The following is a 16226-nucleotide window of genomic DNA, read 5'->3' as shown; positions in this document are numbered from 1 at the left end:
CCTGATTTAGGACGTTAATGAAATATTATTTTCTTTTCTTAAGGTAAAGACCTAATCCAACTAAAAATAGAATAACTCCAGGAATAAGAGCAGCAAGTCATCTAAGATTTGCACCTAAACCTGTTTTAGCAATATTCTTAAGAAGTGCAGATTTTACAACTTCTGGAGCAGAAGATTCTTTAATTAAGTTTTCTAATTTTCTTAAAGCATCTTTATCATCTTTTTTGTGTTCAAGTTTTGCAATTAAATCAAAGTATTTGTTGCTTGAAAGCAATGATGATAAATCATTTGCTCATGTATATTGAGGATTTGAAATCATTTCACCTAAGATTCTCTTAGTTTCATCGGCATTTTCTGTTTGAATTGCTTTAACTAAGTCTTGAATTAAGTTTGCATTTGCAATTAATGTTGGAGCATTTGTAATTGCAACTTGTGCAGCGCCTTGTAATGGAGCATATTGGTTAGCTTTTAGTTGTTCTACAGCGGCTTGTTGGTTTTGAATTGCTTGTTGTAAAGTGTTTGCAGTTTTATCAAAGCCTGGAAGTGATACGTTAGCTTGTAAGTAATTATCTAAGGCATTTTTAAGAGCAATTGTAGAATCAATATTAGCTACTAAATTATTAATTTGATCAATAGGTGTAATTGTAGTTGTTTTATCTTTATCTTTAACTACTACTGCATTAGCTTTAATTGTATTTAAATCATTAGTTACATCAGTTTTATTTCCACTTTGTAAGTAATTAATTAAATCATTATTTAATTTAGTAATTGCATCGTTTAATGCTGTAGCTTTTGAAATTAAAGTCTTAACATCTTGTGGGTTAGCAGAAGAAATTTGTTGAGTTAATGTTTCTTTTTCTGCTGGCGTTAAGTTAGTTAATTTATCTAATTCTTTTAATGCACTTCCGATAACATCATTATCAGCTGTTGCATTTGCTAAAGCATTAGCAACATTTGCATCAAATTCACCTGTAGTTGTATCTGCTACTGTAGCATTAGCAATTTGGTTTGTGTAGTTTTGTTTTTGTTCAGGTGATAAGTTGCTTAATTCATCTAATTTAGCTGTAGCATTAGCTTTAGATTGTTGTAATAATGAATTGTATAAATCACTAGCATTTTGAGCTGTAAATGGATTTGTAGCTTCAATTTGTTTAATAGCAGCATCTTTTTGTTCTGGTGTTAATAATGTTGAATTGTTAACTTGAGCTTTAGCTTGGTTTTCTTCACCATTTAATGCAGCTGTACCATTTTGTAAGTTTTCAAGTAATTTTCCTGCTTGTACAGCATCAATATTTGTATTTAATGCATCTTTAGCTGCTTGAAGTGGTGTTGTATAAGCATCTTGGTTTGTAGCTTGTGTATAATCAATGCTTGCTTTTACATCGTTTTCTTTAGCTATTTCATCTTTTAATGCTTTCATAGCTGTTTCTAAAGCTTGAGCTTTTTTAGTTACAGAACTAGCATCAGCAACATTTGCAGCATTGCTTACTTCTTGTTTTAATGCGGTTTTTTGTGCATCGTTTAAATCATTTAATGCATCAATAGCGTTATTTGCTTGTGTTTTAGCATCATTTAATTGATTATTACCATTTAATACAGCTGTACCATTTTGTAAGTCTTGAAGTAATTTTCCTGCTTGAGTAGCATCAATGTTTGTATTTAATGCATCTTTAGCTGCTTGAAGTGGTGTTGTATAAGCATCTTGGTTTGTAGCGTCTTTATAGTTTTGAGAATTTGTAACTGTATTTTCTTTAGCTATTTCATCTTTTAATGCTTGCATAGCGTCACCTAAAGCATTTGCACTTGCTTGAACTTTTTTAGCTTCTGAAATTGAATTTACATTAGGGTCTGCTAATTGGTTTATTAAAGCTTCTTTTTGAGCTGCATTTAATTTATCATTTGCTTCAATTTCACCTTTAATTGCATCTTTAGTTTTACCTAATTGTTCAGCTCCATCTAAAGCATTTTGAGCATCAGCAATTTCTTTAAGTAATGCATTAATGTCATCTACACTTAAATTATTGTTTTTAACTTTATTTATAGCTTCATTAATTTTGCTTGTGTAAGCATCTTGAGCTTCTTTAGAAGCGTCTTTAAATGCTTGTGATTCTTTAACTACTTTAATTTGAACTGGATTTAAAGCGTTAATTAATTTTTCCATTGCATCATTAACAGCTTTTGCATCAGTAACAACTTTTTCTGCTGCTGTTGCATCTGCTGCGCTATTAAGTTGATCTGTAAAATGTTGTATTTCAGCTTGATTTAAGAAAGACATCATATCAATTTGCTTTTGATATTGTTGTAATGCATTATTTCCATTTAATCCTGATAATGCTGTATTAATAGAATTTATTAATTCAGCTACTTTAGCAGCATCTAAAGGATTTTGTTTATCTGGAGTAGTTACAGCATTATTTGCAGCTGTAATAGCATCATTGTAAGCTTTTTGAGCTTCTGCTGAAGCTAATTTATAGTTAGCATCTTTTTGTGTTTGGTCTTGTTTTGAGATTAAATCTTTTAAAGTACCCATAGCTTTATTTAAACTTTGTGCATCAGCTAAAGCACTTGCTCTACCAGCGTTGTTAGTTGCTGCTTTATATGCGTCTTGCGCAGCAGAAATTTGGTCTGGTGTTAAGTTTTCTAATTTAGAAATATCTGTTAAATCTTTATCGTAGTTTGCTTGACCATTTAAATTGCTTGCGGCATCATTTAAATCAGTAACTAATTGATTAATTGCACTTGGTTCAATATTTGAAGATGCTGAGTTTTCAGGATTTAAAACATTTTGTAATTTACTTGCAGCTGTATCGTAAGCATCTTTCTGTTCTTTACTTGCAGCTACATAATTAATGTTGTTATCATTTTGAACTTCACTAATTTTTTCACTTGCTTCTTTTAATGTTCCCATAGCTGTATTTAAATCATCAGCTTGTTGTTTAATTTGTTTTAAATCTTCTTTTTGAGTATCGTTTAAAGCGTTAATTTTATCTTTAAGAGCAGTTTTTTGATTATCTGTTAAGTTTGTTAAAGTATCTAAATGTTTTAAAACACTTTTCTTTAAGTTGTCAAAGTTTTGGTTTGATAAATTAGATCATGCATTTTGTAAATTATTTAAAAGTGTTGTAACTTCTTCATTTGTTTTACCATTAACAAGTTTGTTATCATTTAAAGCAGCTTTAGCAGCATTTAATGCTGTATCAAAGACAGCTTTAGTTTCAGCATCTGAACCTGTGTAAATTTCATTGTTTTCTAAACCATTGTATTTAGCAACTTCATCAATAAGTTCTTTAGCTTGTAAGTCTAAAGCATTATATTTAGCAACTAAGTTTTCTAGATCTTGTTGTGATGTTTGTTTGTCAACATCTGCTTTAATACTTGCAATGTAATCAGGATCTAAGAATTCTAATTGATCAATAGCATTCTTAGTATTTGTTTTAGCTGTTTCAAAAGCTTCTTGACCAGCTTTGTTTAAAGCGGCTTTAGCATCGCTGAATTCTTTTTCAATAGCTGATACAGCTTCAGAAGTTAAAGGTAAATTATCGGCACTTTGCCCCATTGTTTTAAGTTTATTTAAAGCATTTTGATATGCAGTAATTTTATCTTGTGGTGCAAAAGAGTACTCTGGTGTAGACTCAAAAGCAGCTTGGTCAAATTTTTCTAAATTTTCTTTAGCAACTGTCATAGCTGTATTTAAGTTGTTAACTTGGTCTAAATATGCACCTAATTTTGAAACTTCTTGGTTTCCTAAATCATTTAATAATTTTTCTTTTTGTTCAGATGTTAATGAATTTTCTTTATTCAATTCATCTTTTATATTGCTTGCTACCTCATCATAATCGTTAGCTAATTTTAATACAGCAGCTAAAGCCTCATCGCTTCATTCTGTCATTTGTGCACTGCTTGCTGATGTTTTTAGTTCATTTTTTTGAGATTCTGAAAGGTTGCTTAAATTTGAAATTTTAGCATCAACATCTTTTTGTGCTTGTGCAAAAGCAGCAATCATAATTGGATCTACTAATTCTTTTTTAGCATTTGGTTTTAATTTATTTAAATCATCTATGAATGGTTGTTTGTTATCTAAAGTAGTTCATTCATTTAGTTTGTTTAATGCTTGTTGACGATATCTAATTGTTAATTCGTTGTAAGCTTTAATATAAGCTTCATAATTATCGCTGTAAGGTTGAATTAAGAAATTATTAACAAGTCCTAAAGCTTCTTGCATTTGTTCTAAAGAAGAACTTTCTGATGATGCAGCATCTCAAAGATTTTTTTCTGGACCATTTAAAATTTTACTTACAAATAATGTGTAGTAATTGTTTGGCGCAAAATTATCATAAGCAGAATCAAATGCTTTTTTAGCATCTTCATCAGCATCTTTATAATCTTGAGAATTTTTTATTGTACTTCCATTTGGATAAACAATTGTTGATTGAGCATTTAATTCAATTAATTTTGTTACTGCTTTTTCAAAAAGATCATATTTTTCTTTTGAAGTAATTCCATTAACTAATTTCATCATTGCTTGAACAAAATTACCATATTGAGATCTATCTACACCTGCTTTATTACCTAATTCAGATGATTGTGATAATAATGTCCCTAGTAATTTTTGTGCATCAGTTTTCCATTCTGCAGCAGTTTTATCTCCACTAGCTGAAAGAGAGAATACTAAAGGTAAAGATACCCCCCCAACGGCTAGTGTAGAGTTCACTAATACTTTTTTGAATTTTTTATTCATAAAATCTCCTATTTTTTGTTTTCTAATTACTATAATTATAAACAATATTTACATTTTATAGTACTTTGCATAGCAAAATGCAAAAAAATTTTTAGTATTATACCAAAAAAGTTTCTATGAAAAAACACCAGCGTGAACTGATGTTTATATTATTTAATTGAAAATTAGTATCCACCTTTAAATTCTTTACCTTCCTGAGTTTCGGAGTTTTAAAGGCTTAAAAAACGAATAGTCCTTAAAAATAGGGCTATTCGTATTTTTTATGTCTAAATTACTTGTACAATTTTTGAAAATATTGTTTGTATTGTTTCAAAATCAGAAATATAATCTGAATTTTGAGTATTTCGTATATAAATTTCTTCTTTTATTTGACCATCAACAACTTTTACGACTTTTTCAGCTGATTTAATTGCTTTTATAACTCTTTCATTTGAAAATCTATCAATTACGCCAGTATCTTTTAGAGTTTTGTTAACTGAGTAAAGTAAAAATTTCATGATAACAAGAGACATAAAACATAATAAAATATGTGCTTCAATATGTTTATCTGTTCAAACATACATAGGTCTAACTTGTAATGATGATTTCATTGTTCTAAAGTTTTCTTCAATCTGTCATTGTTTTGCATAAATTTCAACAATTTCTTCAGATGTTAAATCCATTCTTGACGTTTCATAAATATAATAACCGTCAAATTGACTATCTTCTTGAACTTTTTTATAGTCTAATTCATAAAACGCTTTACCAACTTTTTTGAAGAATTTATATTTCTTTCCACCAGTTAATTTACCGGTTTCAACTAATCCATTTTTGTTTTTTAATTTATTAAAATTATCAATTAAGTTTTGTCTATCAGCTTTATCTTTTAAAGCTCTTTTCTTACTAAATGTAACTATTCTACGTCTTAGTTTTCCGTTAGGACGTTTTTTATTGTATAGAGAAACAATTGTTTCTTCTTTGTATTTAAAGTTTTCATCACCTACATAGTTACTTTCATCTAAAACAAAATCTTTAAATGATTTTGCACCTGATTTTAAACGATAAGAAATTATGTAATTTATCCCTTTTTGTTCTAAAAATCTTATGTTACTTGATGTAGACATACCTTTATCGGCAATTATTGTTACATTTTTTATTTCATAAATTTTGCTCATTTCTAATACAAAAGGAATGAAAGTTTTAGAATCTGCAGTATTTCCTTTAAAGGTTTCAATATGAATAGGAATACCATTTTCATCTGTAGCCATACCGACAACAACTTGGTCTTCTTTAAATTTTCCATCTTTTGAATAACCACTATGTCTAAGACCTAAACGTGAAAAACTTTCAAAATACATAGTTGTTAAATCATAGAAAACTAGTTCAACTTTTCTTGATGTATTTTTAATAACTTTTTCGTTAATTCTTTTTAATAAGTTTTCTTTATTATCATAGATAATATCTAATAAGGAATAATAACTATCTTTGCTAGTGTTTGGGGCATCTTCATATTTATACTTATTTTTATGTATTGAAATATAACTATTTGCATCAATTATTCTACTTGCAATTGTGTATTTTAGAATTTTATTAAGCTCTTTATGTCTTGTCTTTGGGAGTGCATCAAATATTTCGAATTTATTAATCAAATCATAAAGGATATTTATCCCATAGTTTACATTGTAAACTTCTGTTTTGAAGAATTTAATGCGAACATAATACTTTGCTTGATTTTTTCTTTTGAATCAGTAATCGATAATGTTTCACAAACATTTTTTATTACATTTATTGGATCTGATGATAAATCTTCTAATTTTTCTAATCTACCAATACCAACTTGGTTACCATATCCTTTTCCATAACCATTTGATGTTGCAACAGAAATATATGTGTAATCTTTTCTTTTGTGTTTGATAACTATAAACTTATTTTTCATGTCTATATTATACCATTTTATACAAGTAATACAAGTAAATAAAAGGACTTTTTTAGAAGTAAATTAAAAATCCATATATCATAGATATATAAATCTTAATTAATTTGAATTTTTATAGAATTTTTAAACTAAAACTCCGAAACTCAGGAAAAATTTTTAGTATTATACCAAAAAAGTTTCTATGAAAAAACACCAGCGTGAACTGATGTTTATATTATTTAATTGAAAATTAGTATCCACCTTTAGATTCTTTACCTTCAATAATTGCTACTGAACGGCTTGTTCCAAATCTTGTAGCACCAGCTTCATACATAGCGATTAAATCATCCATGTTTGAAATTCCACCAGCAGCTTTGATAAGTAAAGTATCTCCACATACACTTTTCATAATTTGGATATCTCTTAAGTTAGCTCCTCTGAAGCTAAATCCTGTAGATGTTTTGATGAATTCTGCACCAGATTTCATAACGATTTCTGTTGCTTTTCTAATTTCATCTTCTGTTAATAAAGCTGTTTCGATAATAACTTTTAATACGTGTGTTCCACATGCTTCTTTAACTTTTTTAATGTCGTTTAATACGTATTCGTAATCACCTTGTTTAAATCTTCCGATGTTGATTACCATATCAATTTCATCTGCACCGTGTTCAATAGCTAGTTTAGCTTCGTGTGCTTTTGCTTGAGTAATCATTGCACCTAAAGGGAAACCAACAACTGATGTAATACCTACACCTGTTCCTTGTAATTTTTCAGCTACGTATTTTACTCATGATGAGTTAACACATACTGTTTTGAAATCATATTTAATAGCCTCATCTACTAATTTATCAATGTCTTTTTTAGTAGCTTCTGGTTTTAAATATGTATGATCGATCATTTTGTTGTAATTCATAATTTTCTCTCCTTATTTTAATTTATCTAAAATAATTTTGTTTTCCACTTCAGCTTTGTTAAATTTGTATCCGTTTTTAAGTTCTTCTACAAGTTCAACATCAATTGGTTTTGAAGAATATAATGTGAATAAAACATCACCTTTTTTAACTTCTTCATTTGTTTTCTTGTTAAGAGTAATTCCTGCTTCAAAATCGATAGAATCTTCTTTAGTTTTTCTACCTGCTCCTAGTTTCATTGATACAATACCAAATGTTAATGCATCAAATATTTCTAAGTAACCATCTTGGTCAGCAATTACTTCTAATTTATATTTAGGGTTTCAGAATGTAGGTGATTTTAATGCTTCTACATCTCCGTGTTGTACTTCGACAAATTCGTAGAATTTTTGTAATGCTCTACCTGAGGCAATAGCATCTTTTACCATAGCAAGTGCTTCTTCATGGTTTGAAGCAATTTTAGCTTGTTCTAAAATTGTTGCACATGATGAGTAAACTAATTCATTGAAATCTTCAGGTCCTTTTCCTTGAAGTGTTCACATAGCTTCAAGAACTTCGTTTTTGTTTCCGATTTCTCTACCAATAGGTCTTGACATGTTAGTAATTTCAGCTCTAACATCAACATTAAGTTCTTTACCAATGCTGATCATTGTTTTAGCTAATTCACGTGCTGATTCAAGGTTTTTCATGAATGCACCATTACCACATTTAACATCAAGTAAGATAGCATTTGAACCTGTTGCAAGTTTTTTAGACATGATTGAAGATGCAATAAGAGGAATTGATTCAACTGTTGAAGTAACGTCTCTTAATGCATATAATTTTTTGTCTGCAGGAACAAGTGTAGCACTTTGTCCAATAACAGCAATACCATGTTTTTTAACTTGTTCAATGAATTGTTTTTCACTTAATTCAACTGTAAATCCAGGAATTGATTCAAGTTTATCAATTGTTCCACCTGTGTGCCCAAGTCCACGACCACTCATTTTAGCAACTGGAGCTCCACATGCTGCAACAATAGGTGCAACAGCAAGTGTTGTTTTATCTCCGATTCCACCTGTTGAGTGTTTGTCGACTTTGATTCCAGGGATTGCTGATAAATCCATAACGTCACCTGAGTGCATCATGTATTTAGTCATTGTAGCAATTTCTCTTGAGTTCATTCCATTAAACATTACAGCCATTAAGAAAGCACTCATTTGGTAATCTGGAGTTTCGTTGTTTACATATGAAGTAATTAAGAATTTAATTTCTTCGTTTGTTAATTCTTTGTTTAAACGTTTTTTTTCGATAATATCTACTACACGCATGATTATCTTGCTAATTTAAGAGCAATCTCCATCATTTTTGTGAAAGCTGTTTGACGTTCTTCAGCTGATGTAACTTCATGTGTAATAATGTTGTCACTGATTGTTAATAAACAAGCAGCTTCTTTACCTAAAACTTCAGCATTTGTGAATAATGCGTATGATTCCATTTCAACACATAATGATTGTGTTTCTTCGATTCTTTGTTCTACTGGTACAACTGAGTAGAATACGTCTGAAGAGTGAACTCTACCAACTGTAAGTGGTGTTCCGTTTTCTTTAGCAATAGCTTCGATTTCTTTGTTTAATTTTGTTGAAGGGTAAGCAATGTTTCCTTCTTTTCCTAAAGCGATTCTTCTGTAAGCGTCAGCATCTGCGAAAGCTTCTGAAGCAAGAACAACTTCGTATAATCCTAAATCAGCTTTGTATGATCCAGCTGATCCAATTCTAATGATTCTGTCTACATCGTAAAATTTGAAAAGTTCGTATGAGTAGATTCCGATTGATGGACATCCCATACCACTTGCTGCAACAGTAATTGGTTTTCCTTTGTATGTTCCTGTGTACATAAACACGTTTCTAACTGTGTTTACAAGTTTGAAACCAGGATCTAAGTAAGTTTCAGCAATATATTTTGCTCTTAAAGGATCCCCAGGCATAATAACTGTTTTAGCGATTTCACCTTGTTTTGCATTTATATGTGGTGTCATATTAATAACCTCCTATAATAATTAAAATGATATGACATTTTGGACTTAATAGTCAATATAATTTTAGCACTTAAACGCTAAAAGTTAAACTTTTGCAAATGTTTCTTAACTGCTTTTGTGTTATGTTTCCATAAGCTAATTTAATTAGATAATTAAATTAAATTTTTCAACTAATAAAAAACTCCTTACTAAAGTAAGGAAGTATAAAAAGCTTATTATTTCGCTAATTCTAATGCTATTTCCATCATTTTGTTAAAGGTAAATTGACGTTGCTCTGCTGAAGTGTGATCACGAGTAATTCAATTTTCACTAATTGTAACAATTGCTGCAGCTTTTTTACCTAAAGCTTGAGCAACTGTAAAAAGTGCATGTGCTTCATTTTCAACACAAATTGCATCAGTTTCTGCAATTCTTTGTTCAAAAGGTAGTATTGAGTAAAATGAATCAGTGGTATGCACTCTTCCTGATTTAATTTCAACATTTTTTTCTTTTGCAATTGCAAGAATTTCATCTCTAAGTTCTGTATCAGGATAAGATAATTTTTCTTCTTTTCCAAGTAATAGTCTTCTAAATGAAGTTGAATCTGAAATTGCTTCGCTTGGTGCTACGATATCATAAAGTTTTAAATCAGCTTTATATGAACCAGCTGACCCGGTACGAATAATACGATCAACATCATAAACGCTAAAAAGTTCATAAGCATAAATTCCCATTGAAGTTATACCCATTCCACTTGAAGCAATTGTGATTGGTTTTCCTTTGTATGTTCCGGTAAAAATATAAGCATTTCTAACTGAAGAAACTAATTTGTATCCAGGATCTAAGTAAGTTTCAGCAATATATTTTGCTCTTAAAGGATCCCCAGGCATAATAACTGTTTTAGCTATTTCTCCTTTTTGTGCACTAATGTGTGGTGTCATCTTGCCTCCTATATATTAATTTACTTAAAATAACTACTTTTATTTTAAGGGGTAAAGCAGCAAAACATGTGGAAATTTTCCACAATTTCCAGCTAAATGTGGAAAATTTCCACATTTATGACTTTTTTGAGATATGTTTGCTATATCTTTCTATAATGAAGATAGATAACAAAGAGGAGAGAAAAATATGAAAAAATTTAAAACTTTATTATTATCACTAGCAGGAGCTTCAGCTTTAGCCCTTCCTATTGCTGCAGTTTCATGTAGTCAAGAAACAGAAGCTTCAGTTAAAGAAAAAATGGAAAAAACAACTGTTAAAGCTACATTAGCTCAAGGTGTAGATAAAGCAAATACACTTGCTTCAACAATTCAAGCATCACAAATTACTTTAGATGGATTTGATAAAAAAATATTTAAAGTAACAATGGGAACATTAGCAGGAAATGATACAACTGGAATATTAACAATTCCTTACGAAATTCAATCAATTAAATTTGCTAATGTAAAAGCTTCAAAATCTGTACAAATTGATGGATTTAAAACAACACCGGCTGCTACAGAGCAACCAGGAGATGGGAAAGATAACAAACAACCTGCTGATGGAAAAGAAGGCGAAAAACCAGCAGCTGGAGAAAAACAAGAATCAGATGTATTAACTGCTTTAAAAGCTGAACTAAATAAAGCTAACATTGATCTAAATATCAATTCAGACCAATTAGAAAATAAAGCATCAACAAATGCTTCTGCATATTCAGAATTACTTTCAAAAGCAACAGTAAGTGGATATGATGCTGAAAAATATACAGCAAGTATTACAAGCACAACATGTGATAATTCAGCAGGTGCAATTAAATTCAATGTAGAAATGGTATCTAAAGCTGATGTAAATGTAAAAGATAGTAAAGAAATTTCTGTAAGTGGATTTAAACCAACATCACAACAAGAAGTTGATGCACTAAAACCATTAACATTAGAAGACTTACACTTAACAACTGATGCTAAAATAATTGATTCTTTATTTGGAATCTTAGCTAAAAACAAAAATCCTTTTATACGTTTCTATCACGGTACTAGAAAATTAAGTGTAAGTATCAATCGTAAATATGTAGATTTATCTACAGAACCTATTGTGCAAGATGGTTTACAATTATCATCAGAAAAATCAATTTTCTACAAAAAAGACCCTTCAGTAAAATTTGTAAACCCATCAGCTAATTTATATGTAACAAATGTTAACCCTGAAACGTTGTCATTTACAATGTCATACAGAGTTGTATCAGTTAATAAGGAAACAAAACCTTGACAATATACATTCTCACAACCATACACATTAGATGTAAAATTTACTAAAGCTACACCAGCAAATACTACAGATAATTCAAATGGTGCAAGCGGGGAAGAAACAGAAGCTAAACCAGCTGCATAGTTAGTAATAAGTTTATTAAAAGTAGGTAAAAATGTTAAAAATACCTGCTTTTTTATATTTTTTATTAAATGTGGAAAATTTCCACATTCTTAATTGCAATGTGCATTGCAACAGAAAAAATATCTGGAGAAATTCCGGATATTTTTTAAACCCCTAAAATTTGCTTTTATTTTTAAAAAATTTGTTTTTTGCAGTATTCGATTTTCTTTTTAGATTGTTTCTGATAAAAAAGCGTTCATCACCTGGTATTGGTGTCCATTTATCCTTATAATAATTTCAGTCATAGAATAGTTCATCAGCTGATTGTCAATTGAAAATTTCCCTAGGCATATTATTTATTTTCGTTTGTACAGCCAATATTTCTTCTTCAGAAATATTATTAAAATTTGTGCCTTTTGGAAAGAATCTTCTAACTAAACCATTAAAGTTTTCATTACCTCCTTTTTGAAATGAAGCATATGGGTCTGCACGATAAATAATAATTTGAAGCCTATATCCTAGATAAAAAAGTTTTGAGAACTCAAATCCATTATCAGCTGTTATGCTTTTAACATTTAATTGTTTTTCTCTAATTAAATTTCATAAAACCTCTGCAACATTTCATGGATTTTTACCCTTTATCTTTTTAATTATTCCGTATCTTGTTTTCCTTTCTGTAAAAGTTAACAAGTTATAGTTTTCCTTTCCTGATTTTCCGACAATAAAATCAACTTCTCAATGACCGAATTCTGACCTATCATTTATTTTTTGAGGTCTAGTTCAAAATGGTCTAACTCATCTTGCACCAACTAGAGATTCAACTGCGCTCTTAGTTCTTTTTCCTCCTTTTTATAATGTCGTCTCAATCTATCTTCTTTTGTGATTTCTCAAGCGTTTGAATTTATCCAATTAAAAACAGTTCTATATGAAGGCATTTTGAAATTATAATTAAACTTAATATATGTATGTGTCAGTTTAACTCCAAATGAACGTTTATTAAATTTATCGATAAAAACATTTGTAAAATTTGGATATTTTTCGATTTTATTGCGTAACTTAAAATAAGCTTTTCACTTATTCCTAATATCATGTTTATATTGTGCATAGTCAGCCGTATATCCGTATAAATCAGCATTGTATGTAATTTCTCTAGATATAGAGCTCTTTGAAAATCCAGTAATTTTTGCAATTTCAGATATACTAAAATTTTCTTTTAACAAAGCTTCTATTACATATCTTACTTTTGCTGTAATTCTTGTATAATGTATGCGAAATCCTTTCTCAGGGGTTTTCAGTGGAGCGCAAAAAAGTGCTCCACTTTTATTATAAACTAATAAAAGTGTTGCACTGCATATTGCAATGAGCATGTGGAAAATTTCCACATTTTTTATGGAAATGTTTTAATTTACTTTAAAAAGGAATAAAATTTAAATAATATAAGGTCAAAAAAGACTAAGAAAGGACGATTTATGAAAAAATTTAAAACTTTATTATTATCACTAGCAGGAGCTTCAGCTTTAGCCCTTCCTATTGCTGCAGTTTCATGTAGTCAAGAAACAGAAGCTTCAGTTAAAGAAAAAATGGAAAAAACAACTGTTAAAGCTACATTAGCTCAAGGTGTTGATAAAGCAAATACACTTGCTTCAACAATTCAAGCGTCACAAATTACTTTAGATGGATTTGATAAAAAAATATTTAAAGTAACAATGGGAACATTAGCGGGAAATGATACAACTGGAATATTAACAATTCCTTACGAAATTCAATCAATTAAATTTGCTAATGTAAAAGCTTCAAAATCTGTACAAATTGATGGATTTAAAACGACACCAGCTGCTACAGAGCAACCAGGAGATGGGAAAGAAAATAAACAACCAGCTCCAGATAAAAAAATAAGCACAGATTCTGGAACAGAAAAAGTAAAAAGTGGTGAAACTAAAGTTATAAATCCAAATGATGATGATAAAACTCCTCAAGATGATGAATTAAAAGATACAGCTCTTAAAACAGGAAATGCAATTTTTGAAGTAATTCCAAATGCAATTAATGATGAAGTTATTAATTATTTAAAAGATTCAAAAAACAAAAATATTATTTATTTTAACCGTGAATCTAAAAATATCGGTACAAAAAGAAAAGGTGGAATTGAGTTTTTAAAATTAATTGAAAAAGCTAAAGGCTCAAATATTAGACCTGTAAACACAAAAGAAACTACATTCACAACTAAAAAAGGCGATGTATACCCAAATAGTAATTTAGAATTTGAGTTTAAACAAGATTCATCTGAATTAATAATTAAATATAAATTAGCTATTGAAACAACCAAGGATAAATATAAATATTTAGACAAAGTATATACAACTAAGCTCAAATTAGAAGTATCAAAAGAAGCTCCTAAAACTACACCGGCTGATGGAGGTAAAATTGAACTTCCTAAAGTTAATACAACTTTAGCTTATAAATATCAATACGTTTATGATGATAAAAACAATTATTACAAGGATGCAGAAGGAAAAAGTGGTGAAGAATTAGTTAAGGCTTTATTAAATATTCAAAAATCACATTTAGGTGGTATTAAACCTGGACAAGATGGATATGGAAAAAATGGACTAGTTAAAATTTACAATTCAAATGCTTTTAAAGATTTCTATTATGAAAAAGATGGTACTTTATTAGATGTTTATTCTGAAAATCCAAGTGCAAAAGATCCTTATACATATAAAGTATATCAATATAAGGATAATGCAAATGATGAAGGAGAAGGTACTAACAGAGAACATATTGTTCCACAATCATGATTTGGTGGTAAAAAAGCTTGAGAAATTGAGAGAAACGATGGTAATCATGTTTTCCCAACAGATATTGTTGTAAATAGAATACGTGACAATAATCCACATGATAATGTTGTTTCTAATATTGAATGAACATCAAAAAATGGTTCTAAATTAGGTACAAATAACATTGGTACAACTGCTTTTGAACCAATTGATGCATTTAAAGGGGATATTGCTAGAGCATATTTATACTTTACAGTAACATATAATGATGTTGACTTACAACGTGGTACAGGTTCTATCTTTAAACCAGCGTTCCCATATATTCAATCTCACTATTTAAATACCTATATTAATTGAGATGCTAAAGATCCTGTTGATCCGTTTGATGTAACAAGAAATAATGAAACAGCTAAAATTCAAGAAATAAGAAACCCATTTATTGACTATCCTAACTTATACGAAAATATCTTTGGTGATAATCCAAAACCATTCCATAATTTAGGAACATTAATTGAAGCAAAACCATTAAGTTAAAAGCAAAGTCCTCTATTAAGAGGACTATTTTTTTCTAATTATTACTTCACCAGTATCTAAATTATAAATATCACTTGGTTTTCCATTTGGTTCACAAAAATCGTATATATTTTTCACTTGAGGAAATACTTCTGAAACTTGCTGCAAGGTTAAAACGTCTTGACCTGAGATATTTGCGCTTGACATATAAATTGGACCATTTTGAATTAAATATTGTTGCAGTTTAGGACAATTAGGCATTCTAAAACCTTGATCATTTACTACAATACTTACTCCACCTGGTCATTTTTCTTTAGCGAGTTGTGTTGCGGCTTGATTTCATTGTTTGAAACTTTGTGCTTGAGCTAAAGAGCCAACTAAAATCATAATTTTTTTATTTTTAGGTCTTTGTTTTAATTCATAAATTAAGTCTAAAGTTTGCTCATTTACCGGCCCGCCAATACCACAAACAGTATCGGTAGAACAAATAATAATATCTTGATATTTATCTTTTTGCATGCATACATTTTACTCTTTTTTAGCTAATTTTTTCAAGTCATTTTATGATGTTTTTTACTGAAAAATTTGACAAAAAATACTAAGTTTCAATATTTATTTCTATAAATAAATATTGAAAAATCTAGCTTTTTAAATATTCTTTTTAAGAAAAAGAATATAATAAAAAACATATGAAAAAGAATAAATTTTTAATAGTATTTTTAACAATTATTACATTCGGATTAATCTGAATTAAATGAAATAAACAATCTAAAAAAGAGAAGAATACAATCTATCAAAATGATAAATTACCTTTTAAAATATCAGATTTTCTCACTGCTACAGGAGAAAATAACATTACAGCTTTATCTACTAGATTAAATCGTATTAATGTAGAAGTTAAAGATATTAAAAAGGTTAATTTAGAAAATATCAAAAAAATGAAAGGGATTAGCGGTATTTTTGCAAAAAGCCAAAGTTTTTCAATAGTTCTTGGAGAATACACTCAAGTTGTTTATCAAGAATTAAGTAAATTATTAAAATAAGGAGTTAA

The 16226-nt window shown here is 29.2% G+C and carries 13 protein-coding genes; 3 read left to right on the top strand and 10 right to left on the bottom strand.

The window, feature by feature from the left end; genetic code table 4:
- Positions 1 to 25: 25 nt before the first annotated feature.
- The 7 genes from Q8852_RS02460 to deoD (Q8852_RS02430) all read right to left on the bottom strand — a co-directional run bounded on the left by Q8852_RS02460 (position 26) and on the right by deoD (Q8852_RS02430) (position 10480).
- Complete coding sequence (locus Q8852_RS02460) at positions 26 to 4738, bottom strand: hypothetical protein (protein ID WP_305937604.1); 4713 nt, start codon at positions 4736 to 4738, stop codon at positions 26 to 28.
- Positions 4739 to 5004: 266 nt separating this feature from the next.
- Entirely contained in the window at positions 5005 to 6366 is a 1362-nt protein-coding gene (locus tag Q8852_RS02455; RefSeq protein WP_305937603.1) for an IS1634 family transposase, read from the bottom strand.
- Between the two features lie 26 nt (positions 6367 to 6392).
- A complete protein-coding gene (locus Q8852_RS02450) occupies positions 6393 to 6653 on the bottom strand; it encodes a hypothetical protein (protein ID WP_305937602.1) in 261 nt (86 codons plus the stop codon).
- 229 nt (positions 6654 to 6882) lie between these two features.
- Positions 6883 to 7545 (bottom strand): deoxyribose-phosphate aldolase, encoded by a 663-nt coding sequence (gene deoC / locus Q8852_RS02445; RefSeq protein ID WP_305937601.1) that lies wholly within the window; start codon positions 7543 to 7545, stop codon positions 6883 to 6885.
- Between the two features lie 12 nt (positions 7546 to 7557).
- Positions 7558 to 8853: a pyrimidine-nucleoside phosphorylase gene (locus Q8852_RS02440; RefSeq protein ID WP_305937600.1), complete on the bottom strand. Its 1296-nt coding sequence runs from the start codon at positions 8851 to 8853 to the stop codon at positions 7558 to 7560.
- Between the two features lie 2 nt (positions 8854 to 8855).
- Positions 8856 to 9560 carry a purine-nucleoside phosphorylase gene (deoD, locus tag Q8852_RS02435; RefSeq protein ID WP_305937599.1) on the bottom strand — a complete coding sequence of 235 codons (705 nt, stop codon included), beginning with the start codon at positions 9558 to 9560 and terminating at the stop codon, positions 8856 to 8858.
- A gap of 215 nt (positions 9561 to 9775) precedes the next feature.
- Positions 9776 to 10480: a purine-nucleoside phosphorylase gene (deoD, locus tag Q8852_RS02430; RefSeq protein ID WP_305937598.1), complete on the bottom strand. Its 705-nt coding sequence runs from the start codon at positions 10478 to 10480 to the stop codon at positions 9776 to 9778.
- Between the two features lie 187 nt (positions 10481 to 10667).
- On the opposite strand from deoD (Q8852_RS02430), the gene Q8852_RS02425 reads away from it, so the two are divergent.
- Entirely contained in the window at positions 10668 to 11906 is a 1239-nt protein-coding gene (locus Q8852_RS02425) for a lipoprotein 17-related variable surface protein (RefSeq protein WP_305937597.1), read from the top strand.
- A gap of 153 nt (positions 11907 to 12059) precedes the next feature.
- Here Q8852_RS02425 and Q8852_RS02420 read toward each other — a convergent pair whose 3' ends face one another.
- Together Q8852_RS02420 and Q8852_RS02415 are read right to left on the bottom strand one after the other, a co-directional pair.
- A complete protein-coding gene (locus Q8852_RS02420) occupies positions 12060 to 12608 on the bottom strand; it encodes an IS30 family transposase (protein ID WP_305938402.1) in 549 nt (182 codons plus the stop codon).
- Between the two features lie 86 nt (positions 12609 to 12694).
- Complete coding sequence (locus Q8852_RS02415) at positions 12695 to 13105, bottom strand: hypothetical protein (RefSeq protein WP_305937596.1); 411 nt, start codon at positions 13103 to 13105, stop codon at positions 12695 to 12697.
- A gap of 249 nt (positions 13106 to 13354) precedes the next feature.
- Here Q8852_RS02415 and Q8852_RS02410 point away from each other — a divergent pair, with 249 nt between their 5' ends.
- Positions 13355 to 15196, top strand: coding sequence for an endonuclease (locus tag Q8852_RS02410; RefSeq protein ID WP_305937595.1), 1842 nt, complete (start codon positions 13355 to 13357; stop codon positions 15194 to 15196).
- 24 nt (positions 15197 to 15220) lie between these two features.
- On the opposite strand, the gene Q8852_RS02405 is transcribed toward Q8852_RS02410, so the two are convergent.
- Entirely contained in the window at positions 15221 to 15694 is a 474-nt protein-coding gene (locus Q8852_RS02405) for a Sua5/YciO/YrdC/YwlC family protein (protein ID WP_305937594.1), read from the bottom strand.
- A 170-nt stretch (positions 15695 to 15864) separates the two neighbouring features.
- On the opposite strand from Q8852_RS02405, the gene Q8852_RS02400 reads away from it, so the two are divergent.
- Positions 15865 to 16218 carry a PTS sugar transporter subunit IIB gene (locus Q8852_RS02400; RefSeq protein ID WP_305937593.1) on the top strand — a complete coding sequence of 118 codons (354 nt, stop codon included), beginning with the start codon at positions 15865 to 15867 and terminating at the stop codon, positions 16216 to 16218.
- Positions 16219 to 16226: the final 8 nt, after the last annotated feature.

The sequence above is a fragment of the Mycoplasma seminis genome, assembly GCF_030718845.1.
Taxonomy (GTDB): domain Bacteria; phylum Bacillota_I; class Bacilli_A; order Mycoplasmatales; family Metamycoplasmataceae; genus Mycoplasmopsis; species Mycoplasmopsis seminis.
Note: the sequence above shows the minus strand (reverse complement) of the source record. Positions and strands in the feature narration are given on the sequence as shown.